Here is a 22,559-nt window from a genome sequence, read left to right on the forward strand (position 1 = left end):
CTATTAGAGATATATCTAGAAATAAAATGGCTATTCCACAAAAAATTTAACATTTATTTATCATTTATGAATAAATAAAATTTATATTAAGGTATGTTTATATAAAACATTTTAATGATATTGGTTATCATTACCAAAAACAAAAAACCGACTAAGATACATAACCTACACCACCGTACAGCATTTTATCCTGCCAAATATGCATTATTAACACTTTAATCCGAACAACATACTTAACTAAAAATATTCACCATAATGCTGACAGATTTGAACCCAAAGTTTACAGGCACAAAAATACGGCGTTTAATATGAAAATTTGTGAAATTTATGGAACAAAATACTTTGGACATATTGCGTCCCTAAAAAGGACTCAGAATGATATGTTGTATATTAAGAATGCAATTAATAAAAAACTCTTTAATATAACGAACGAAGTACACTAATAGAGAGTTATTTAATATATTATAATAGTTAATTCCAACCATTTTGATTTGACAAATAATAGGTAAAATAAAAACACCGTATTATTAATAGTTAAATATGGCTATTAATTTCTGGTATTTTTATATTACTACTATTTTTAATTTCTAGAGGAATAGACAGTACTGCTATATTAATACTAATATTTAATTTCTATTAATAATAATATTAGTCACATTATCTCAGGAACAACATTTATATACGTCGAAAGAGAATGAACATTCTTGCCGTGATTGAACGTAACTTAAGCTCCTTGATGAAGCTTCGAATCATGCATCTTGAGATCATTTGGGTATAGACATGACGTTGGAAAACACCAGCACGCTTCTAGTTTTCATAGTACCACTACGCTTCCCGTTAACCCTGCCTGACAAAATGCAATATGATGCATAATACCATTAATTATTTCGTAACGCTAAATAACTTTTACAGAATATGTGTAGCGCCGCACAAGTTAACACCTGACATCAAATCAATAGAGCTCATATATTATAACTTAATCGTACAAAAAGCCCTTTCTAGACAGCTCTAGAAAGGGCTTTTGAAACATGGGGCATTGATGCTATTGGTCTGTTACACCGCTACATCATCATAAAGAGGCACTTGAGTCAGCTCGGTCACTTCATCAATGTATTGACGAACCTTTTCTGGGAACAGCACACCTTTCACTGCCGTGTAGTTACGCAAGAAAGGATAAAGATTGATATCATCATATGAAAGCTGACCACCACGAGAAGACGGTAAGGTTAACCAAGTTAATTGTTCAAGCTTCGCGTTAATCTGTTGGATGTATTCTTCACTGTGGGCTAGCGCATCTTCAAAACTCATATCAATCATTGCGGTCTTGTTTTTGGTAAACCAAGCGCGAGCTTCTGCAGTCTCAAATTCAGGCAAGTTCAATTTGAACCAGCGTGGATACAGCAACACTGACGCAAGAAATCCCGTCTCTTTTAGCCATTGAGAAACTTGGTCGGCTTGTTGTGCTGGTTGAATAGTCGATGTGCCGTCAAAGTTATCGAGATACTGAACAATATCTAGACTTTCTCCCATATAACTACCATCCGGTTTTTGCAGTATAGGAACCATGTTTGCCCCTACTTTGCTGATGCGAGCATCCACATCGTGATTTTGCAAAAAGACCCATTCCACATCGAGTTTTTTGTATCCTGCCGCCATGGTTGCTTTTACACAAAATGGACAGTGGTGAAAAATGAAAAGTTTCATGATCATTCCTATCTTGTTGAGCATGAAACCAGTTTACGCGTACAAATGAAACGCAACAAGAGTCATAGCTATTGAGAATCTGTCTTACCTAGTGAGCAAGATCACTTCATGACGAAATAATTAATTCAAAGTAGCCTTGAATGAAACATTTTAAACAACACAGTTTCTCCCTCGCTTTTTCCCCAAATAAAGGGCTCTATCGGAGATCTTTAATAGTTCTTGAATACTGTCCGATTGTGTTGACGATGCCACCCCCTGAGTAATCGTTATCGAAATCTTTTTTTTTCGGTGTTGAATAACATTATGTTCCACTTTTTGCCTTATACGTTCAGCAATGATAAGAGCAGCTTGGTGGCTTGTATCTGGGAGAAAGATGACAAACTCTTCTCCTCCCATTCTCGCAAATACATCTTTATCACGCAGATTTTTATTAATGCATTTTACCGTTTGTTTGAGTACGGCATCACCACCGTCATGCCCGTAATCGTCATTGACCGCTTTAAAATGATCAAAATCGATAGATATTAACGAAAACACCCAATCATGTTCACTATGCTGTTGTTTAAGTTCTTTTACTCTATTGAGCAAGAAGCGACGGTTATATGTACCAGTCAAAGGATCGGTTGTGGATTCCTTCTCTAATTGAAGCTCCATATTCTTACGGTCGGTAATATTGATCACTTGCCCCGACCATAAAACCGATCCCTCTCCCTGCTGTATTGGAGAAGACTGGAAGTAATACCATTGCGTTTTGTCATCACGCGTTATCCTAAATTCACATTCGGCATCAGACATATCTAAAAATGACTGATCAACCACATTAAGAATATTTTTCACATCATCAGGGTGAATTACCTCAAACACCCGCAATGCATCTTCAGCAGCAACTTTCGGAGACACACCAAAAACATGTTCAAATTCTTGACTCACATATGGAAATGACATGTGTCCATCCGCTTTTTTTTCAAATTGATAGATAACGCCAGGAGGTAGCAGTGACAGACTTTTAAGATGCTGATTAAGAGTAATAAATTCTGATAGATCAATAACCGACCCCACGAAATAAGCAGGTTCATCACCACTATCTACATAACGGATACGGTCCACAAGCCACACGCTCTCGCCATTTGCTTTGGTAAATCGATACTCACAGTCCATAATCGGATGATAAGAACGTTCTTTAGTTAATTCCGTACACCGTTGGTATTCTGCCAAATCTTCTTCAGCGATGTGGGAGCACCACCAGTGGGGTTTTCCGACCAATTCCTCAGCGGAGTAACCCAAAAGACGCTCAACACCACTACTTACAAACAAAATCTTTGCGTCTCTATCACTCGCCATTTTATAAATAACTGATGGCGACAATGCCATTAGTTCATCGAGTTGCTCCTGTAACTTTTCCAGCTCTAGTTGAGCCATTTTGGATCGGTTGATATCAATACGAGCACCAAACACCCATTCGGGTTCTCCATTGGATAACCTCGATACCACTCGCCCAATGTCTTTGACCCAAATCCACTCCCCTTCATGATTTAAAACGGGAGATTCAAGTTCAAAATACGCCTCTTTACCGACGTAATGAGCATTTAATTTTTGTGCTAAAAGATGATGATAATCTGGATGCAGGTGGTCTTGCCAGGTTTTATAAGTAACTGGTGCAATCGATTCTAATGAATAACCTAAGATATTGGCCCACAGTTCATTTACATGTAGTTCGTCGGAAGTTATGTTCCATTCCCACGTTGCAATACGGGCACTATCAAGAATGTTGATCATCTTATCATTTGGTGAGCTACTATTATCTGTGGCATGCTTTAAGCTAACAATAAACTCTTGTTGTCCATCGACTTTGGCTACACAGGTAACATTACCTGAATAGACTTGCTCCTCAAACTCGATATATACATCAATTCGAAATTGTTTCTGCAGTATTTCTTTCAGAGATGGAAACTTTATCTGTTGTTGATTCCTATACGATATGACTAATTCATCAATATTACGTAGTGACAGATCATCAAACGAATGGGTAGATGCGATTAGTCGTCCTTGTTCATTAAACACCAGAGACATGGTATGCATAGCTTGGAATCTCAATTGCCAGTAACAAAGTAAGTGTAGACAAAACTATTCAAGCACGACGAATTAGAAGAGCAATGAGAAAAAAGGTCATCAAAAAGATGACCTTAATTAAAATGAGTGAAATAAGAGAGTTAGTTTGAAGACTGTTTCTCAACCAGAGAAGCCATTACTGTTTCACGGTTATCTAAATACTCGTTCAACCCAGCTTTACGCAGCAGACATGATGGGCATTCACCACAACCATCACCAATAATGCCGTTATAACACGTCAATGTATGTTCACGTACTAAATCTAAAGCATCATTTTGATCGGCTAACGCCCAAGTTTCTGCTTTATTCAACCACATCAATGGGGTACGAATTTCTAACGCGCGATCCATTCCCTGCACCAAGGCACTATTCATGGCTTTCACAAAATCATCACGGCAATCTGGGTACCCTGAAAAATCGGTTTCGCATACACCAGTGATTACGGTGTCTGCACCAATTTGATAAGCGTAGATACCGGCCAGAGTTAGAAACAGAATATTACGGCCAGGAACAAATGAATTCGGTAATCCATTTTCTTGCAGTTCATTAGAAACAGGAATGTCATCACGAGTAAGAGAGCTGATTGCTAACTCATTGAGTAAGCCAACATCCATAACTTTATGCGCAGCAACGCCTAATTTCTTAGCTGTATCTTGTGCAACTTGGATCTCTTGCTTATGACGTTGACCATAGTCAAAGGTAATCGCATGAACCTCGTCAAACTCGTTCAACGCTTGCACTAGGCAAGTTGTAGAGTCTTGCCCACCACTGAATACAACAACCGCTTTTTTCATGATTTAGTTCCTTACGCAATACTAAGATATTTGTGGGTCTGCACTGATAAACGCCAATTACGGGCAATACAGGTATCGATACATAACTGAGTTGCACGCGCTTTTTGGCTGATAGGTTGCAAAGCAATCACAGTATGCGCAGGCACGTTGGCTTTGACAATGAGCTCATCAAGGTTATCTATATCTTTTTGGGTAGCGACCGGATGTTTGATCTCATTCGCTCTTAATAGGGCGCTATCCAATACTGGAAGTTTCCCTTTCATCGCCACTTTAGGTGACACTGTAACCCATGTATTATCTGATGCTAATACTTCACTAGTACCACTTGTTTCAATCTGACAACGACAATCAATGGCTTCAAATGCATCCGTTAATGGTCTTAAATCAAAAATACATGGCTCACCACCTGTGATAACAATATGCTTGGCGGTATAACCTTTCTCGCGATAGCGCGCAATAACTTGTTCAGCACTTGCTGAGCACCACGTTGGGTTATCCGCTGTCTTTGACAGAATAATGTCAAATGAGGTTTCATCCGATGGTGTGGCATCCCACGTCTGCTTAGTATCACACCAAGCACAACCAACCGGACAACCTTGCAAACGAACAAAGACAGCAGGCACGCCGGTAAACACGCCCTCACCTTGGATCGTTTCAAACATTTCGTTAATTTTATACACGATGATTGTTGCCTAACTCAATTACAAAAAATGCAGGGGGCTGACCTTAATGTATGGATCGCAAGAGGTCAAATTAAACATGCTTTTTATCACCATTTTCTTAACTATATAGCCCTGCGACGGCATTTCATCTCAATTCGAATCAAGGTAAGATAGGAGCATCATTCAACTTAAAGAAATGTTGACGTGATCTCGAATCGTTGAACATCGCTCGATCTAAGGGGAAACCCTCATGTAAGTATTGAGCATTCCCTACACATTTCTGTTCATCGACCGAGCCATTTATCCTTGGTATTCAATTTTCGCGCTGTGATTAGGTCTAATATGTATAAAATTATCGCTTTAGATATGGATGGCACCCTACTAAATAGCCAAAAGCAAATTTCTCCTCGCACGAAAGAAGCGATTGCAAAAGCCCAACAACAAGGCATCCGTGTTGTACTCGCCTCTGGCCGTCCAATCGAAGGCATCCGTAACCAACTTGCAGAACTTAACATTGCCTCAGATAGCGATTTCGTTCTTTATTACAATGGATCAATTGTAGAAAACGTGGGGACTGGTGAAATTATTCATCAAGATATTATTACCGGTAAAGATGCCAAGCAAATTGCTCGTATGGCCAAAGAATTAGGCGTACATACTCACGCGTTTAGCCAAATCCATGGTTTGATCACCCCAAAAAACAGTCGCTATACGGATGTTGAAGCAGAGATTAATGGCATCACCATCACTGAGATGGATTTTGAACAACTGGAAGATGATCACCCTATTATCAAATCCATGATCATCGATGAACCAGAGTTACTTGCTAAAGCGATAGAACAGATGCCTGCGGAGTTACAGCAACAATTTACCATGGTAAAAAGCGCTCCATACTTCCTTGAATTCTTAAATCCCAATAGTAATAAAGGTGTTGGTTTAAAAGCAGTAGCCGATTACCTTAATGTCTCCGCTGAAGAAGTGATCAGTATGGGCGATGCTGGTAATGATTTACACATGCTCCATTACGCAGGCCTTGGCATTGCCATGGCTAACGCAATGGAAGAAGCGAAACAGGCAGCCAACGCAATTACATTATCTAATGATGAAGATGGCGTTGCAGTGGCGATAGAAAAATACGCGCTGTCATAACCAGGTTTGTACCCAAGTAATATAAAGAGGCTCTGAGTGATAGAGCCTCTTTTTGATCGATGTTGACGTTATTTAGTTGAAGCGAGTCCAATCACAGTATCGCCATGTTGTAACATTGAAAATGCCTGTGTCTCTGGTGGCACAAAAATACACACGCGCACAGGTTGCTGTTTAAGCTCAGCCAAACGCTGGCCTAATTGCGCCCCATCGTTAAATAATTCTCTTTCTGCATCACGCCGACACAAATCAACCCATTCAAATGGGCATGTTTTCGGGTATAGAACTAACTCTGCTTGTTGCATGACACGCAATGCTTTAAGTGACAAAAGTTCAATATCATGATTAAACTCGATCCAATGCACCTCACTCTTACGTTCAATGGGCTCTTTAAGTAACGCTTTATATGCTTGTTCAAGCGTATCTCGTGTTTGCGCTTGTTTGACTTGGGGTAAATCGAAGTATCGTTCCCAAAATTGGCGGCGTAGATCCACACTTGGCAAAGCTTCTTTAATCGAATTACGCTTTGATGCGCCAAATTGGGCCAACAAACCTAAATTATTGGGTAAGACCGCTTCTATCTGTTCACGTAAGTTACGGACCAATACTGGTGAAGCACCACCACTGGAGATGGCGATTTGTATTTGTCCTCGTCCAATCATAGATGGGGTAATGAAATCACAATAAGGTTGATCATCAACAACATTGACTAATATGCCACGTTCTTTGGCATCTTTATATACTTCGTGATTTAGCTCCGGATTATCCGTCGTCGCCCAAACCTGGATAAATTCATGATTCATCACCTGAGATGAATAAAAATTCTTTATCCAGTGACACTTACCTTCATTGACTAGAGACTCAAGGTAGGTTGCGATATTTGGTGACACTATTGTTACTATAGCGCCCGCCCTAAGCAGGGCGTCGATTTTACGGCATGCCACCTCGCCTCCACCAACAACTAAGACGGGTTTATTGTTCAAATCTAGGAACAGAGGAAAATATCGCATTTAACGTTTCTCACCTTGATCTATGACTAATTTATTCATTCGACCAATAAAGGTGCACAAAACCCAAAAAAAAAGGAATCAAAAATAATTAACAACTGAAATTATGAACTAAACTAGTTAAATATTCCGATTTATTGTTTCAGTAGATAACTGTTCGCTATGAATACTAGCCGTTAACAGCATCCGTTCTGTTGCACCAAATTGGGTATCTCTTGCACTATTTACAATATAATGACATTTCGCCATTCTAACTACTGTGGCGATAAGGAGAGAATAACCGAAAAGCTTTTTAAATTATATATTTGTGAAAGTATAAACCTTATCTCTACGCATAAATGCTTGATTTATCAGTAACGGATATCACTGAAAATTCAAACAAATAAAGATTAAAACACAACAATTTGTGAACCTTGCATCAGGAAAACCTGATCATACATGGATCATACAGGAAGGATACAAATGGCAAATAAACTAACACTTCTTGCGTCTGTTATAGCCGCTTCTACTGCGTTAGTCTCTATCAATGCATCTGCTGCAGAAGAAAGCACTCTGGATAAAGTACTTGCTAAAGGTGAAGTCTCTTGTGGTGTAAGTACAGGTCTCCCAGGTTTCTCAAACCCTAACGCTAAAGGCCAATGGGAAGGTATCGATGTTGACTATTGTCGTGCAGTAGCTGCTGCAGTTCTGGGCGACAAAAATAAAGTGAAATTTGTTCCACTCACCGCTAAAGAACGTTTTACAGCACTCCAATCTGGTGAAATCGACATTCTTTCACGTAACACAACATGGACTCTACAACGTGATACAGCGCTAGGTCTTAACTTTGCTGGCGTTAACTACTATGACGGCCAAGGCTTCATGGTGAAAAAATCACTGGGTCTAAAAAGTGCTAAAGAGCTAGACGGCGCATCTATCTGTGTTCAATCTGGTACAACAACTGAACTCAACCTAGCTGATTACTTCCGTAAAAATGGTATGAGCTACAAATCAGTGGTATTCGATACCTCTGCTCAAACTGTTAAAGGTTTCGAATCTGGTCGTTGTGACGCACTAACCACTGACCAATCAGGTCTTTACGCACTACGTCTTAACCTAGCAGATCCTAGTTCAGCGATGGTTCTACCTGAAATCATCTCTAAAGAACCTCTAGGCCCTGTTGTTCGCCAAGGCGATGACAAATGGTTCAACGTTGCTAAATGGACACTGTTCGCACAAATCAACGCAGAAGAATACGGCATTACGTCTAAAAACGTAGACAAAATGTTGAAATCGAACGATCCAAACATCAAACGTATCCTAGGTGTTGATGGCCCTAAAGGTTCAGGCTTAGGTATCCGTGATGATTGGGGTTACCAAATCATCAAACAAGTGGGTAACTACGGCGAAATGTTTGACCGTACAGTGGGTAAAGATTCTCCATTGCAAATCGCTCGTGGCGTAAACGCACTGTGGAATGCGGGCGGCTTCATGTACGCTCCACCAATCCGTTAATCGAGATTGACACCTAACCATTAATGAGTGGTGGCTTATAGTAAACACTGTAGGCCACTACTTTATATCAACAAAGGTATACCAAGGATGGTTAACGTCATCTTTATATCGAAAAATGGATATGAGGTTATCGCTGTATGAAACCTAATAATAGTGCTGCGAGTTCGCCAACGGCTAACTCAGCAAAAAGCTCAAATCTACTCTATAATCCAACCTTTCGATCAGTCGTTTTTCAGTTCATCACTGTGGTTGCACTGGTCTACTTTATCTACACCATCGTAAATAATGCCCTTATCAACCTCGATGAACGTGGTATCGCGACGGGTTTTGGATTCTTAGATCAACCAGCAGGCTTTGGTATTGGTCTATCCCTGATAGACTATAACGAAACCTTTTCTTATGGCCGCACCTTCATCGTCGGTCTGCTTAACACAGCGCTTGTTTCTGTGTTGGGAATTATCTTCGCTACCATTTTTGGTTTTGCTATCGGTGTTGCGCGTCTATCGAACAACTGGTTAGTAAGCAAATTGGCAGCGGTGTATATCGAAATCTTCCGTAACGTTCCGTTACTGTTGCAGATCCTTTTCTGGTATTTCGCTGTACTTCAAGCATTGCCTTCAGCACGCCAAAGTTTACATTTGGGAGAAAGTATTTTCCTAAACGTACGTGGTTTATACATTCCTGCTCCTGTATTTGAAGCAGGCAGTGGTTATGTATTTGCTGCCTTTATTTTTGGTGTTGTCGCAACTATCGTGACCTATGTTTGGGCTAAAAACCGTCAAAAACTGACCGGACAACAAACATCAATGTGGCCGATTGCAACTGGCCTTATCATTGCGCTTCCTTTAGTTGTGTACTTTATCTCAGGCATGCCTATCTCTGCTGATTACCCAGTATTAAAAGGATTTAACTTCCGTGGTGGCTTCACCATCATTCCGGAATTAGTTGCTCTATGGTTCGCCCTTGCCATTTATACTGCTGCGTTTATTGCTGAAATTGTACGTTCAGGTATCAACGCTGTGAGTTATGGTCAAACTGAAGCGGCAATGTCACTGGGTCTTTCGCGTAAACGTACTCTGAAGTTAGTCATTATTCCTCAGGCAATGCGTATTATTATCCCACCACTGACATCTGAATATCTAAACTTAACCAAGAACTCGTCACTTGCGACCGCGATTGGTTATCCAGATCTCGTGTCAGTCTTTGCTGGGACCACCATGAACCAAACTGGTCAAGCGATTGAAATCATATCGATGACGATGGGAGTTTACTTAGTCTTGAGTTTGGTCACATCATTATTAATGAACATGTACAACCGTAAAGTTGCTTTGGTGGAGAGATAAGATGAAAGTACAAAAAGTACATCAATTTCAACCTGATCTTCCGCCACCAGAAAACACAACAGGCGTGATCGGTTGGTTAAAGAAAAACCTATTTAACGGTCCTATCAACACCATCGTTACTCTAATCTTGGTTTACTTAGCAGCTAAGGGCATTTGGGCTGTTGTTGACTGGGCGTTCATTCGTGCTGACTGGGTTGGAACGACTCGTGATGCCTGTACGCGTGATGGTGCATGTTGGGTATTTATCAAAGTGCGCTGGGAACAGTTCATGTATGGCTTTTACCCTGCCGATCAGCTTTGGCGTCCGCGGGTATTCTTTACCACTCTAGCTATCTTAATCGGTTTGTTAGCTTGGGAGAAAACACCTGGTCGTAAATGGATCTTTGCATTCTTTGTCTTCATCTATCCCTTCATTATGGGTGCCCTGCTTTCCGGCGGCTTCGCTGGATTGCCTGAGGTTGAAACTCATAAATGGGGTGGCTTATTGATTACATTGGTGATTGCATTAGTTGGTATTGTCGTATCACTGCCAATCGGTATCGTGCTTGCACTTGGACGACGCTCAAAAATGCCAATTATCCGTACCTTCAGTACTATCTACATTGAAGTATGGCGTGGTGTGCCACTCATCACGGTACTATTTATGGCATCGGTAATGATTCCGCTGTTCTTATCGCATGGACACGATATGAACAAGCTAATGCGTGCTCTTATCGGTGTGGCTCTATTTAGTGCCGCCTATATGGCAGAAGTGGTTCGTGGTGGCTTACAAGCGATCCCTAAAGGCCAATATGAAGCTGCAGACGCATTAGGTTTAAGTTACTGGAAGAAAATGGGACTGATTATCTTGCCTCAGGCACTGAAAATTACAATTCCATCTATCGTAAACACCTTCCTAGGCTTATTCAAAGATACTAGCTTGGTTATGATCATCGGTATGTTCGACGTACTGGGTGTTGGCCAGGCAGCAATCACCGACCCATCTTGGTTAGGTTTTGCAACAGAGAGTTATGTTTTTGTCGCGTTAGTGTTCTGGATTTTCTGTTTCATCATGTCGAGATACTCGATTTGGTTAGAAGACAGACTCAATACCGGCCACAAACGATAATTTTGATTCAAGGAACGTATTATGACGCAACAGAATACAAATGAATTTATGATCCAGTTGAAGGACATGAACAAGTGGTACGGTGAATTCCACGTACTGAAAAACATCAACCTGAATGTGACAAAAGGCGAGAAAATCGTTATCTGTGGCCCATCAGGTTCTGGTAAATCAACAATGATCCGTTGTATCAACCGCTTGGAAGAACACCAAGCAGGACAAATCATTGTCGCAGGCAACGAACTGACTGAAGATTTAAAAAATATTGAGCTAGTTCGTCGTGAAGTGGGTATGTGTTTCCAACACTTTAACCTCTTCCCTCACCTAACCGTACTAGAGAACTGTACTCTGGCGCCAATTTGGGTGAAGAAAATGCCGAAAGAAGAAGCAGAAGCCATTGCGATGAAATACCTAAAACGCGTTAAGATTCCAGACCAAGCGGATAAATTCCCGGGTCAGTTATCTGGTGGTCAGCAACAGCGTGTTGCGATTGCTCGCTCTCTTTGTATGAGTCCAGAAGTGATGTTATTTGATGAACCAACGTCGGCTCTCGATCCAGAAATGGTTCGTGAAGTGCTAGATGTTATGGTTGAATTAGCAGAAGAAGGCATGACCATGTTGTGTGTAACGCACGAAATGGGCTTTGCTAAAGAAGTTGCTGACCGAGTTATCTTTATGGATGCGGGTGAAATTATTGAAGAAAACAATCCAAAGGATTTCTTCGAAAACCCACAATCCGATCGTACTCAGAACTTCCTGTCGCAAATTTTGCACCACTGATGCTCAATCAGTAAAGAAACATCCCAAAAGCCAAGAGGTTCTCCTCTTGGCTTTATTTATTGGAATTCATAATCCTGTTAAACAACTGCACCAATGTGTGCTCTTCTCTTACCAATCACTTGAGATCAACGCCTTGTCTAAGCCCGAGTAGATTCTCTCTGAAGCAACATCTTGAGGTTGCATTGTATAACACTATGTTTTATTAACATTTACGCCTATAATGATTGACTTAAATGGTAACAAATCACTGGCAAGAAACCTTGATTTCGTTTTACATCGTCTCTATTTTAACTGAGTCGCGAATTGAACGAGTTTTTCTCAAAATCAAAGACATATTGTGTTACAACTTGGCAATACGTTTGTTACCCATTTTTGATTAATATAAATTTAGCGTTGGAGTTAACGGTGAATAGTTTAAGGCCGAATAACTAAGGCCACCATTTCACTGCCATAACCATACTAGATTGTACAAGATTAGACTTGATGGCTTGAAAAAGTGAACTTTTACCCCCATCAATGTCTATATAAAGTAAATAGTAAACCTTTGACGAGGAAGAATATGAACAAGTCAATGTACACAAGTTCAAGCACCTATAGTAGTGCGCTGCAAACGAACAAGGTGCTACGTAATACCTATGCACTACTGTCGATGACCCTACTTTGGTCTGCGATCGTGGCAGGCGTCTCTATGGCGTTTAACCTTCCTCGACCAGGCCTAATCATCATGCTAGTTGGTTTCTATGGCCTTCTCTTTTTAACAGAAAAGAACCGTAACAACGGCATGGGTCTTGTCTTCACATTCCTATTCACTGGCTTCTTAGGCTACACATTAGGTCCAATCCTAAATATGTACGTCGGTGCCGGTATGGGTGATGTGGTATTAACCGCTCTTGGTGGTACTGCACTAGCGTTCTTGGGCTCATCAGCTTACGCACTAACAACAAAACGCGACCTTTCATTCCTTAATGGTATGTTGATGGCAGGTTTTGTTGTGCTACTTATCGGTACTGTAGCGAATATCTTCCTACACCTACCAATGTTGTACCTTGCAATGAGCGGCCTGTTTATCCTGTTTTCAACAGGTGCGATCATGCTGACAACACAGCAAATCATTCGTGGCGGTGAAAATAACTACATTTCAGCAACCATTACGCTGTATGTATCCATCTACAATATGTTCATCAGCCTATTGAGCATTTTGGGTGTCATGAACGACGACTAAGTCGCGCATAATTAGATAAGCGAGTCGGGCCCGAGAAGAAATTCTCGGGCCTTTCTTTATGGGGCGCGTTATTACGCATAATTTCCACTTGAGCGAACAGAGCGGCTTCGCTACCCTATCGCCATCACGCAGATGAGATAATAAATACTAATGATTAAATACCAAGGTCAAGACATTGAAACAGATGCTGAAGGCTATCTGTTAGATTTTACATTGTGGGAAGAAGGCATGATCAATGTGCTCGCGGAGCACGAAGGTCTTGAAGTCACCGATGCCCATCTGGAAATTATCCTATTTGTTCGTCATTTCTACGAAGAGTTCAATACATCGCCCGCGGTAAGGATGTTAGTCAAAGCTGTAGAAAAAGAGCACGGAAAAGAAAAAGGCAACAGCAAATACCTCTTTAAGCTATTCCCTAAAGGGCCAGCAAAACAAGCAACGAAATTAGCAGGGCTACCCAAACCGGCAAAATGTTTATAAATAGATGCTTCTATCCCTACATGAGCTTAAGAGACAGACATAACGAGAAGTTTTAGTCTCTGAAACAAAATCTAGGGTTACTTGGGGGATCGTAAAGAAAACAAAACCTATCAGAGCCTAAACTCCGATAGGTTTTTTCATACTGCAGTATTGATGAACACCAAAGCGGTTAAAGAATTCTAAATCCGCAATAATTTTGATCACATCCCACTTGTTCTCGAATTACATCTTCAACCACGGCGGTTCGTGGCCCTTTTAAAAGAAATGCATATAATTCATCGAGTTGTTCTGGATGCCCATGGGCAACCACTTCAACACTGCCATCAAATAGGTTCTTGGCATAGCCAGTTAAACCTAATTTCATGCACTCTTGCGCTGTAATATAACGAAAACCTACAGCCTGGACGACACCAGATACATTAAATTTTTCACAAGTCATCGTCTCGTTCTTCCTTGTTGTCTGCATATTGTGTTAGTTAATACACTAGCGGTACACCTTCACCACACTAGTAACAAGGGTATTTTACTAAAATCGTAAAACACGGAACGCCACCTAGATCGCATCTCGTTCATTCTGTGACGTTCATCAAACCCAGTATAATCCAACTTAAAATGTTGCACTATTTAAAATAATTAGCATAAAAAGCTAACCATAAAGAATTACCCAGTTGGTGGTAGCTGTGTTTTATAAAATGGTAGTCAACTGCATGTTTATGCGATTTTTATTGATTTTCTCTATTGGTGAGAAATCAACGTTCGCTGGGTTTCTATCTGTTATCTCAAAGCAAATTTGCTTTTCACCAATAGTTACACGACAATAGCGACCCTTTTCTAACTATCGATTTTTGAGTATCGTCATGACTCCTGCAATTTATCTGGCTAAAGGCCGTGAAAAATCCCTACTTCGCCGTCATCCTTGGATCTTTTCCCGTGGTATTCACAAAGTAGACGGTGAACCACAGTTGGGAGAGACAGTCGATGTATTTAGTCACGATGGTCGTTGGTTAGCAAAAGCAGCGTACTCTCCAAAATCTCAAATTCGCGCGCGAGTATGGAGCTTTGATAAAGAAGCGATTGATACTGCTTTCTTTATTCGCCGTATTGAACAAGCGCAACGTTTACGCGATGAACTCATAGAGCGTGATGGTCTTACTGGTTATCGTCTCATTGCCGCAGAATCTGATGGTTTACCCGGCATTACCATCGATAAATATCAAGATTACCTAGTCTGTCAATTACTTAGCGCGGGCGCTGAATTTAATAAGCCAGCGCTAGTTGAAGCACTACTGCACTGCTTCCCGAATGCCAATATTTATGAGCGCTCTGATGTCGCTGTACGTAAAAAAGAGGGATTAGAAGAGACGGTCGGCGTACTTCATGGTGAAGAGCCACCAGCGTCAGTGGTGATTGAAGAGAATGGCGTAAAAATCAGCGTTGATATCGTTGGCGGCCACAAAACAGGTTTCTATCTGGATCAACGAGACAGTCGCGCACAATCGATGAAATATGTTGAAGGTAAAGAGGTACTTAACTGCTTCTCATACACCGGTGGTTTTGGTTTATATGCACTGAAGGGTGGCGCAAAACGAGTCATTAATGCTGATGTATCACAACATGCATTAGATACAGCGAAATACAACGCCGAGCTCAATGAATTTGATATTTCGAAAAAACGCGCAGTTTTCCTTAACGCCGATGTATTTAAATTGCTACGTGAATATCGCGATCAAGGTACCAAGTTTGATGTTGTGGTCATGGACCCACCAAAATTTGCAGAGTCGAAAGCGCAACTGAACGGCGCATGTCGTGGCTACAAAGATATCAACATGCTAGCGATGCAAATTCTTAAACCAGGTGGCACATTGCTCACTTACTCTTGCTCTGGTTTGATGGATCAAGTGCTATTTCAAAAAGTCATCGCCGATGCCGCCGTGGATTCTGGCCGCAGTGTGAAATTTGTCGAACGTTTTGAACAAGCGGCCGATCACCCTATCGATACCGCCTACCCTGAAGGTTTCTACTTGAAAGGCTTTGCTTGCAAAGTGTTCTAATACTAGCACCGTAGGTTAAATACTCAGAGTCACTGTTGTTAAAGATTAAAACTACTTAGTTTTAATCTTTAACATTCTATTCCCGAATGACCTTGTGCTCCCCCGACTCCACCTGTAGGTGGCTCATCTGCTCCAATATGTAATCAATTAACACTCGTACCCGAGGAGAGAGTTCCCGATGTTTGGGATACACCACACTGATGGGAGCCTCAGCGATACCTGTTTGAGGTAGCACCTGAATCAATCGGCCGGTCGCTAAATCATCGGCAACATCCCAATAAGACTTCATCGCAATGCCTAAACCTTGTAGAGCCAATTGATGGCTAATTTCCCCATCACTGCATAGAAAACAACCGTGAATGGCAGCCTTACCGGTATCAAATTGCCAATACGTTTCTGCACTGTTACCCAAGGCAATACAACGATGTTCGCCTAATTCATCTAACGAGCTCGGTAAGCCGTAGCGTTCTGCATAGTCAGGGGCAGTACATAGCACTCGGTTATTGGGTAAAATTTGTCGCGCCACTAAACGGGAATCTGGTAACACTCCGTAGCGAATGGCTAAATCAAGCCCATCGGCAATGAGGTCTTTCACTTCATCACTAAAGTAAAGCTCAAACTTCATGTGTGGGTAGCGATGACAAAACTCAGTCATTATTGGTAATAAACGCCGCTGACCAAAACTTTTTGGCGCCGTAATGCGTAAGCAGCCGGAAATTAAATCTTTCTGCTCTAACATCGCTTCTTCTGCGCGAGCCATCTCCTCAAGAATCTTACGTGCATACTGATATAACGTGCGCCCTTCTTCACTCACAGATAATTGCCGTGTACTGCGGTGAATTAACTGAACGCCAACCCGATGTTCAAAATTAGCTAAACGTTTAGATACTGCCGCAAGCGATAACCCTAATTCTTCAGCGGCACTGGTCATACTGCCAAGTGAAACAATTTTGGCAAACACCCGTAATCCCGCCACATCGTTGGTCCAGTTCATTTTTTACCTTATGGAAAGAGTCAATTGCAATTATGTCCATTTAATCAACCTTCATCGGTGATTACAATGAGAACTATTAATTCAACATGATGCGTAACGTACATCGTTGCCCTGAAACAGAAACACATCCGCTCAAAGGAGATTAGAATGTTAATCACGTTAGAAGGCAAAACGGCTTTAGTCACAGCATCTACTGGTGGTATTGGCTTTACCACAGCAAAAATTCTTGGCGAAAGCGGCGCTACGGTCATCATTAATGGCCGCAGCCAAGAAAGTGTCAATCGAGCTTTAGACAAGCTGCACAGTGAGCTGCCTAATGCGACATTTCAAGGCATTCCCGCAGATCTTAGTCGTTCTGAGGGCTGCCAAGCATTAATCGATGGCGCAGGAGAAATCGATATTCTGGTCAACAACGCAGGGATTTATGGTGCTCTCGATTTCTACGACACAAGTGATGAAATCTGGAATCAATACTGGGAAACTAATGTGATGTCCGGTGTGCGTTTATCCCGTGCGTTCATTCCTAAAATGCAGGAAAAAGGTTGGGGACGCGTGGTCTTTATCTCTTCAGAATCATCACGCAATATTCCCGCCGATATGATTCACTATGGCGTATCAAAAACAGCTCAGCTTTCCCTATCTCGTGGATTAGCAAAACGCTTTGCTGGCACCGGAATTACATTTAACTGCGTACTTCCAGGGCCAACCATTTCTGATGGCTTCGCCGCTATGTTTGAACAACAAGCCGCTCAAACAGGCCAATCAATGGAAGATATCGCTAAAGATTTCATTGCAGAAAATCGCCCTAGCTCTGTATTGAAACGCGCGGCCAGTGTTGAAGAAGTCGCCAATATGATTGTTTATGTCTGCTCAGAACAAGCGTCAGCAACCAGTGGCGCAGCTTTACGCGTCGATGGCGGCGTCGTAGACGACATTGTGTAATCTTGCTCCCCAATACAATGCGCAAATCATAGGTGCTAAGTAACAGCACCTTTGGCGTAAGCGAATTATTTAACAGTAATAATGGTCAAAGTGGTCATCGCCATTTTGACCTTCACTCAAAAGGAAGGACTCTATGAAAACGACAGCACTAGGTACAACTGGTCTTGATATCGTACCACTCGTCTTCGGTGGTAACGTATTTGGCTGGACGATTGACGAAAAAACCAGCTTCGACATCTTAGACTGCTTTATCGATCAAGGCTTTAACGCTATTGATACCGCCGATGTATATTCTTCATGGGCACCCGGTAATAAAGGCGGTGAATCAGAAACCATTATCGGTAACTGGTTAGCCGCACGCCCAGGTATGCGTGATAAAATTAAGCTCTTCACCAAAGTCGGTTCTGATCTTGAGCAACCAGGCAAAAAAGGCCTATCAAAACGTTGGATTATCCAAGCCATTGATGAATCTCTTGCGCGTCTAAAAACCGATTACGTTGATCTGTACTTCTCTCACTGGCCAGATGAAGGTACACCTTATGAAGAAACATTGAGTGCTTATGAACAGTTATTGAAAGAAGGAAAAATCCGTTCAGTGGGCGCTTCTAACCTCAATGCAGCTCAACTTGGTGAAGCAGTAAACGTCGCTAAAGCCAATAATTTACCTACCTATCAAGTGCTACAACCAGAATACAATTTGTATGACCGTGATGGTTTTAACCCTGAACTACAAGCGCTGTGCCTAAAAGAAAATATCGGCGTAGTCACCTACTACAGCTTGGCATCTGGTTTCTTGTCTGGTAAGTATCGCAGCACTGACGATCTCAAAAAAAGTGCGCGTGGTGAAGGCATTGCAAAATATCTCGATGCAAAAGGCCAAGCTATCTTAAAAGCGCTCGATACGATCGCCGAAGCTCATAATGCTGAACCGGCTCAAGTCGCGATTGCATGGTTAATCGCTCAAGACGCCGTCACAGCACCGATTGCGAGTGCAACTAAGCGTAGCCATATTGAAAACTTCCGCAAGGCCGTAGATCTAAAATTGTCTAACGAAGAAATTGCGATTTTGACTAAAGCAGGCCAAGCATAATATGTTGAAGATCGATCGCCGCACCGCTACCTCGCTACTAGTCGCAGGAACCATGTTTATGGAAATTCTGGACTCCACCGTTATCACAACGGCGCTGCCCGTTATTGCGAAAGATTTTGGTACTGCTGCCGCTCACCTGTCGCTGGGGGTATCTGCGTATCTTGTCGCATTAACCATATTCATTCCTATTAGTGGCTGGGCGGCCGATCGATTTGGGCCGCACCGTATTTTTAGCGCGGCCATTATTATTTTCACCCTCTCATCCCTACTCTGTTCCCTATGTACGGATTTAACTCAATTTACACTCGCAAGAATATTGCAGGGGTTAGGAGGGGCGATGATGGTTCCCGTTGGCCGACTCGTCGTCCTACGTCACACTCCTAAAAATCGCCTCGTTCAAGCGATAGCGATTCTTACATGGCCAGCCTTATTTGCCCCTTTAATTGGTCCCGTTGTAGGAGGATGGATTGCAACACACTGGAGTTGGCATTGGATTTTCTTACTCAATTTACCGCTGGGTGCCATCGCGTTAATTGCCACCCTGATGTTAGTTGACAACCATAGTGAGCCCGTGCAACGCTTTGATACGCGAGGATTTATCTTAAGTGGTCTAGGCTTTGGTATTTTAATGGCCGGTTTAGAGGCCTGCAGCCGAGATGATGTGTCGCTCAATATGTCACTCTCTTTGCTAGCCGGTGGCTTCATTCTGCTCGTGATGACGACCGTCTATTTACTGCGAAGCTCCCACCCTCTATTTAACTTGTCGCCCCTGCGCATCAAAACATTCCGCATCTCAATCGTTGGTGGTTCTCTGTTTCGTATCGCCATTAATACTGCGCCATTTTTGCTGCCGCTGCTCTTTCAAATCGGTATGGGATACAGCCCGATTCAATCGGGTACACTCTTGTTATGGTTGTTTGCAGGCAACCTATTCATTAAACCCGCCACCACTTGGATCATGAACCAATTTGGTTTCAAAAATGTTCTCATCATTAATGGATTAATGGTAGCGGCGGGGTTTGCCGCCATGTCACAAATGACCGCTAATACCCCTTATTTAATGATTGTGGCGATATTGTTTATCAGTGGTATGAATCGTTCGATTCAATTCACCGCACTTAACACCATCAGCTTTGCCGATATGCCCGACAAGAAAATGCGAGATGCAAACACCCTACAAGCGGTGTTTTTACAAATGAACATTGGGACAGGGATTGCGCTGGGTGCACTATTTCTATCGATTGCGTGTTTGCTTCATGGTCACACTTCTGCCAACCCTGTTACCGAAGATTTTAGCTTAGCGCTTTGGTTTACAAGTGCCCTAGCATTGATCGCCATCATTGACTCACTATTACTTTCTCCTCGGGCAGGCTTCTCAGTTTTGGAGAAAAAATCGCAAGTTTGCAAACAAAATAACTGAATCGTCTCACAAGATATAAAATTCATTTTTGACTGAAATAAAACCACAGCAAACGGTTCATTTGGTGTGGTTTTATAGTAAGCCCTTCTCAGATTTATACTTTTTTATTCTCACTTCGGCTTCCCATTTTTTGTCTCTCAGATTAAGCAACTTGTCTCTCAAATTTTTACCTCTTTAGTGACACATTCAATCCGTCCAATTACGTCTAAATTTTCCGTACTTAGCAATGCAACATTTAATCCCATATTCTCACTTTTGAGATAAACACTGCCGCTTTTACTAATTATGGATGAGGTTATTATGGCGCTGAAAAAGCATGTATCAACTCAAGACTTTGGCAATCGCGCAGCCAGCAATACTGCCGCTCCGAAAAAAGAAGCTGATGAGCTTCGTCGCCAAGCTCGCACATTAGCGCGTAAGCAGCAAGCCGCAGAGCGCATCGCCAGTTCAACGGCGGAACTGCTAGCTGGTTTAGAAGAAAGTTCATCAGCCATGACCCAACTACGCTCATCAATGGAGCAGATTGCGGTTGGCGCAGAAGAATCATCGTCTGCAACCAAACAAAGTGAATCGGCCGTATCACAAATGGGACAATATATTGATGAGCAGGCAACCTACGCTCAGCAATCAAAAACCATTATCACCACCGTCGAACAAGAAATCATCACTGTCGCTCAAAAGATTTCCGATATGGTCAGTAACGTACAAATTTCATCCGAAAGACAGAACGACTCGGTAAAACGCATGGAAGAACTGACCGAACAAGCCGCAAAAATCGGTGATGCGGTAAAACAAGTTATCCATATTGCCGATCAAACCAACTTACTCGCCCTTAACGCAGCCATTGAAGCAGGTCGTGCTGGAAAACACGGAAAAGGCTTTGCCGTCGTCGCGGATACAGTACGTACACTCGCGGAAAAGGCCGAGACCAATGCCGCGAATATTGAAAGTCTTATCCAAGATATATCTGATGGAGCATCAAACGTATCCGAGGGCGTAAAATCCAGCTCAGAAAAAGCCGAACAAGAGGTACAGAAAGGTAAAGTTGTCAGCAATCAGCTAACCGAAATCCGTGGTGAAATGTCCGATTTAGTACGCGATGCAGATTTACTGCTTAATGCAGCGAACGAAATGTCAACAGCCGCACAAATGGCATTAAAGGGGGCAGAGTCTGTTTCTAATTCCGCTCAAGAACAATCTGCTGCGTGTGAAGAGAGCTTAAAAACGCTTGACCAACAGCAATTAGCGCTAGATGGTGCGGTCACTGCAGCACAATCACTGGATGAACTGGCTGACGATCTACGAACCTCCACCGATATGGAAAAATCAGCCGAAGAAGTCGCATCTTCTGCTGAAGAACTGTCTGCAAGCATTGAAGAGATTAGCCGTGCGTCATCAGAGATCATGTCCGCCATCCGCCAGATCAGTGATGGCTCATCGGTGATGTCATCGAGTGTGGAAGAAGGCATTACCAGCCTCACCCAAATTGAACAAGGCGCTAAACTAGGCAAAGAGCGCGCATCTTCCAGTTTAGAGTCTTGTCAGTCCATGCTGGAAAGCATCGATAGCAACAAAAATACCGTGGATGAAATGATTGTTGCGATTACAGATTCGACCAACGCAGCGCGTGAAAACCTCAAAGAAATGGATAACATCGAAAAGATTTCTCGCCAAATCGATAAAATCGTTGATGGGATTTCGAATGTATCCATTCAAACAGCTATGTTAGCGGTTAACGGAGCAGTTGAAGCAGCCCGAGCGGGCGAATTTGGTAAAGGTTTCGCGGTGGTGTCTACCGATATCCAAAACCTTGCTAATGATGCGGCAGAAAACGCGGAACAAATCAAAGACCAGGTGAAAAACATCCAAGATCAAATTAACGTCGTGCGTCGCGACTTAGCCGATATTCTCTCAGATGTTTTAGAAGAAGCCAATAAAGCAACAATGACCACCAAACAACTCGAAGAAGTTAAAGAGAGCATGAACAGTGTTGTCACTGGAAGTACCAAAATCGTGCAAAGCGCTGAAGGTATCGAAACCTCCGTTCAAGATGCACGTAGTGGTATGGAACAAATCGGTTCAGCGGCAGAAGAAGCATCACAAGCTGCCAACGAAGCTTCCGCAGCAGCAAGACAGCAAAGTTCAAGTAGCGACGAACTGGCCAGCGCAATTGAAAACATTGCCGCTGTCGCCGATGAACTGCAATCCTTCTAAAC

19 protein-coding genes are annotated in these 22,559 nt (G+C 42.2%); 12 read left to right on the plus strand and 7 right to left on the minus strand.

Translation table 11 applies throughout. The annotated features are described in order from the left end of the window. Positions 1 to 1,053: 1,053 nt before the first annotated feature. The 4 genes from grxB to queE form a co-directional block, all read right to left on the minus strand. Positions 1,054 to 1,704, minus strand: coding sequence for a glutaredoxin 2 (gene grxB / locus F9817_RS10260; RefSeq protein ID WP_161155156.1), 651 nt, complete (start codon positions 1,702 to 1,704; stop codon positions 1,054 to 1,056). Between the two features lie 150 nt (positions 1,705 to 1,854). Further along, the gene (locus F9817_RS10265) at positions 1,855 to 3,783 is read right to left on the minus strand and encodes a GGDEF domain-containing protein (RefSeq protein ID WP_161155158.1); all 1,929 of its coding nucleotides are present in this window, start codon (positions 3,781 to 3,783) and stop codon (positions 1,855 to 1,857) included. A gap of 131 nt (positions 3,784 to 3,914) precedes the next feature. After that, a complete protein-coding gene (gene queC, locus F9817_RS10270) occupies positions 3,915 to 4,607 on the minus strand; it encodes a 7-cyano-7-deazaguanine synthase QueC (RefSeq protein ID WP_161155160.1) in 693 nt (230 codons plus the stop codon). 11 nt (positions 4,608 to 4,618) lie between these two features. Continuing rightward, positions 4,619 to 5,269: a 7-carboxy-7-deazaguanine synthase QueE gene (queE, locus tag F9817_RS10275; RefSeq protein WP_161155305.1), complete on the minus strand. Its 651-nt coding sequence runs from the start codon at positions 5,267 to 5,269 to the stop codon at positions 4,619 to 4,621. Positions 5,270 to 5,611: 342 nt separating this feature from the next. Here queE and yidA point away from each other — a divergent pair, with 342 nt between their 5' ends. Next, positions 5,612 to 6,418 (plus strand): sugar-phosphatase, encoded by an 807-nt coding sequence (yidA, locus tag F9817_RS10280; protein ID WP_161155162.1) that lies wholly within the window; start codon positions 5,612 to 5,614, stop codon positions 6,416 to 6,418. A gap of 68 nt (positions 6,419 to 6,486) precedes the next feature. On the opposite strand, the gene F9817_RS10285 is transcribed toward yidA, so the two are convergent. Continuing rightward, on the minus strand, positions 6,487 to 7,425 hold the full coding sequence (locus tag F9817_RS10285) for a precorrin-2 dehydrogenase/sirohydrochlorin ferrochelatase family protein (RefSeq protein ID WP_161155164.1): 939 nt from the start codon (positions 7,423 to 7,425) through the stop codon (positions 6,487 to 6,489). Between the two features lie 459 nt (positions 7,426 to 7,884). On the opposite strand from F9817_RS10285, the gene F9817_RS10290 reads away from it, so the two are divergent. From F9817_RS10290 to F9817_RS10315, 6 genes are all read left to right on the plus strand, one after another. Next, positions 7,885 to 8,916 (plus strand): amino acid ABC transporter substrate-binding protein, encoded by a 1,032-nt coding sequence (locus F9817_RS10290; RefSeq protein WP_161155166.1) that lies wholly within the window; start codon positions 7,885 to 7,887, stop codon positions 8,914 to 8,916. A gap of 137 nt (positions 8,917 to 9,053) precedes the next feature. Continuing rightward, a complete protein-coding gene (locus F9817_RS10295) occupies positions 9,054 to 10,259 on the plus strand; it encodes an amino acid ABC transporter permease (RefSeq protein WP_161155168.1) in 1,206 nt (401 codons plus the stop codon). Between the two features lies 1 nt (position 10,260). Then, positions 10,261 to 11,367, plus strand: coding sequence for an amino acid ABC transporter permease (locus tag F9817_RS10300; protein ID WP_161155170.1), 1,107 nt, complete (start codon positions 10,261 to 10,263; stop codon positions 11,365 to 11,367). 21 nt (positions 11,368 to 11,388) lie between these two features. Then, positions 11,389 to 12,144, plus strand: a complete 756-nt coding sequence (locus F9817_RS10305; RefSeq protein WP_161155172.1) for an amino acid ABC transporter ATP-binding protein — start codon at positions 11,389 to 11,391, stop codon at positions 12,142 to 12,144. 559 nt (positions 12,145 to 12,703) lie between these two features. Next, the gene (locus tag F9817_RS10310; RefSeq protein ID WP_161155174.1) at positions 12,704 to 13,366 is read left to right on the plus strand and encodes a Bax inhibitor-1/YccA family protein; all 663 of its coding nucleotides are present in this window, start codon (positions 12,704 to 12,706) and stop codon (positions 13,364 to 13,366) included. A gap of 150 nt (positions 13,367 to 13,516) precedes the next feature. Beyond that, positions 13,517 to 13,846: a TusE/DsrC/DsvC family sulfur relay protein gene (locus F9817_RS10315; protein WP_161155176.1), complete on the plus strand. Its 330-nt coding sequence runs from the start codon at positions 13,517 to 13,519 to the stop codon at positions 13,844 to 13,846. A 169-nt stretch (positions 13,847 to 14,015) separates the two neighbouring features. Here F9817_RS10315 and yccX read toward each other — a convergent pair whose 3' ends face one another. Next, the gene (gene yccX, locus F9817_RS10320; protein ID WP_161155178.1) at positions 14,016 to 14,285 is read right to left on the minus strand and encodes an acylphosphatase; all 270 of its coding nucleotides are present in this window, start codon (positions 14,283 to 14,285) and stop codon (positions 14,016 to 14,018) included. A 418-nt stretch (positions 14,286 to 14,703) separates the two neighbouring features. On the opposite strand from yccX, the gene F9817_RS10325 reads away from it, so the two are divergent. Then, the gene (locus F9817_RS10325) at positions 14,704 to 15,897 is read left to right on the plus strand and encodes a class I SAM-dependent methyltransferase (RefSeq protein WP_161155180.1); all 1,194 of its coding nucleotides are present in this window, start codon (positions 14,704 to 14,706) and stop codon (positions 15,895 to 15,897) included. 76 nt (positions 15,898 to 15,973) lie between these two features. Here the strand turns inward: F9817_RS10325 and F9817_RS10330 are convergent, their stop codons facing one another. Next, positions 15,974 to 16,891 carry a LysR family transcriptional regulator gene (locus F9817_RS10330; RefSeq protein ID WP_161155182.1) on the minus strand — a complete coding sequence of 306 codons (918 nt, stop codon included), beginning with the start codon at positions 16,889 to 16,891 and terminating at the stop codon, positions 15,974 to 15,976. Positions 16,892 to 17,038: 147 nt separating this feature from the next. Here F9817_RS10330 and F9817_RS10335 point away from each other — a divergent pair, with 147 nt between their 5' ends. From F9817_RS10335 to F9817_RS10350, 4 genes are all read left to right on the plus strand, one after another. After that, a complete protein-coding gene (locus F9817_RS10335) occupies positions 17,039 to 17,833 on the plus strand; it encodes an SDR family NAD(P)-dependent oxidoreductase (RefSeq protein ID WP_161155184.1) in 795 nt (264 codons plus the stop codon). 133 nt (positions 17,834 to 17,966) lie between these two features. Further along, positions 17,967 to 18,923, plus strand: coding sequence for an aldo/keto reductase (locus F9817_RS10340; protein ID WP_161155186.1), 957 nt, complete (start codon positions 17,967 to 17,969; stop codon positions 18,921 to 18,923). Between the two features lies 1 nt (position 18,924). Beyond that, on the plus strand, positions 18,925 to 20,343 hold the full coding sequence (locus F9817_RS10345; RefSeq protein WP_161155188.1) for a DHA2 family efflux MFS transporter permease subunit: 1,419 nt from the start codon (positions 18,925 to 18,927) through the stop codon (positions 20,341 to 20,343). A 300-nt stretch (positions 20,344 to 20,643) separates the two neighbouring features. Further along, complete coding sequence (locus F9817_RS10350) at positions 20,644 to 22,557, plus strand: methyl-accepting chemotaxis protein (RefSeq protein WP_161155190.1); 1,914 nt, start codon at positions 20,644 to 20,646, stop codon at positions 22,555 to 22,557. Positions 22,558 to 22,559 lie beyond the last annotated feature (2 nt).

The sequence above is a fragment of the Vibrio eleionomae genome (assembly GCF_009874545.1).
GTDB classification, from domain to species: Bacteria; Pseudomonadota; Gammaproteobacteria; order Enterobacterales; family Vibrionaceae; genus Vibrio; species Vibrio nitrifigilis.

What these genes read in the sequence shown, in the direction of transcription:
- F9817_RS10325 (WP_161155180.1), top strand. Translation starts at nt 14,704, where the DNA reads ATGACTCCTGCAATTTATCTGGCTAAAGGCCGTGAAAAATCCCTACTT.
- F9817_RS10290 (WP_161155166.1), top strand. Translation starts at nt 7,885, where the DNA reads ATGGCAAATAAACTAACACTTCTTGCGTCTGTTATAGCCGCTTCTACT.
- grxB (WP_161155156.1), bottom strand. Translation starts at nt 1,704, where the DNA reads ATGAAACTTTTCATTTTTCACCACTGTCCATTTTGTGTAAAAGCAACC.
- F9817_RS10345 (WP_161155188.1), top strand. Translation starts at nt 18,925, where the DNA reads ATGTTGAAGATCGATCGCCGCACCGCTACCTCGCTACTAGTCGCAGGA.
- F9817_RS10315 (WP_161155176.1), top strand. Translation starts at nt 13,517, where the DNA reads ATGATTAAATACCAAGGTCAAGACATTGAAACAGATGCTGAAGGCTAT.
- yidA (WP_161155162.1), top strand. Translation starts at nt 5,612, where the DNA reads ATGTATAAAATTATCGCTTTAGATATGGATGGCACCCTACTAAATAGC.
- F9817_RS10285 (WP_161155164.1), bottom strand. Translation starts at nt 7,425, where the DNA reads ATGCGATATTTTCCTCTGTTCCTAGATTTGAACAATAAACCCGTCTTA.
- F9817_RS10305 (WP_161155172.1), top strand. Translation starts at nt 11,389, where the DNA reads ATGACGCAACAGAATACAAATGAATTTATGATCCAGTTGAAGGACATG.
- F9817_RS10265 (WP_161155158.1), bottom strand. Translation starts at nt 3,783, where the DNA reads ATGCATACCATGTCTCTGGTGTTTAATGAACAAGGACGACTAATCGCA.
- yccX (WP_161155178.1), bottom strand. Translation starts at nt 14,285, where the DNA reads ATGACTTGTGAAAAATTTAATGTATCTGGTGTCGTCCAGGCTGTAGGT.
- F9817_RS10340 (WP_161155186.1), top strand. Translation starts at nt 17,967, where the DNA reads ATGAAAACGACAGCACTAGGTACAACTGGTCTTGATATCGTACCACTC.
- F9817_RS10310 (WP_161155174.1), top strand. Translation starts at nt 12,704, where the DNA reads ATGAACAAGTCAATGTACACAAGTTCAAGCACCTATAGTAGTGCGCTG.
- F9817_RS10300 (WP_161155170.1), top strand. Translation starts at nt 10,261, where the DNA reads ATGAAAGTACAAAAAGTACATCAATTTCAACCTGATCTTCCGCCACCA.
- queC (WP_161155160.1), bottom strand. Translation starts at nt 4,607, where the DNA reads ATGAAAAAAGCGGTTGTTGTATTCAGTGGTGGGCAAGACTCTACAACT.
- F9817_RS10330 (WP_161155182.1), bottom strand. Translation starts at nt 16,891, where the DNA reads ATGAACTGGACCAACGATGTGGCGGGATTACGGGTGTTTGCCAAAATT.
- F9817_RS10295 (WP_161155168.1), top strand. Translation starts at nt 9,054, where the DNA reads ATGAAACCTAATAATAGTGCTGCGAGTTCGCCAACGGCTAACTCAGCA.
- queE (WP_161155305.1), bottom strand. Translation starts at nt 5,269, where the DNA reads ATGTTTGAAACGATCCAAGGTGAGGGCGTGTTTACCGGCGTGCCTGCT.
- F9817_RS10335 (WP_161155184.1), top strand. Translation starts at nt 17,039, where the DNA reads ATGTTAATCACGTTAGAAGGCAAAACGGCTTTAGTCACAGCATCTACT.
- F9817_RS10350 (WP_161155190.1), top strand. Translation starts at nt 20,644, where the DNA reads ATGGCGCTGAAAAAGCATGTATCAACTCAAGACTTTGGCAATCGCGCA.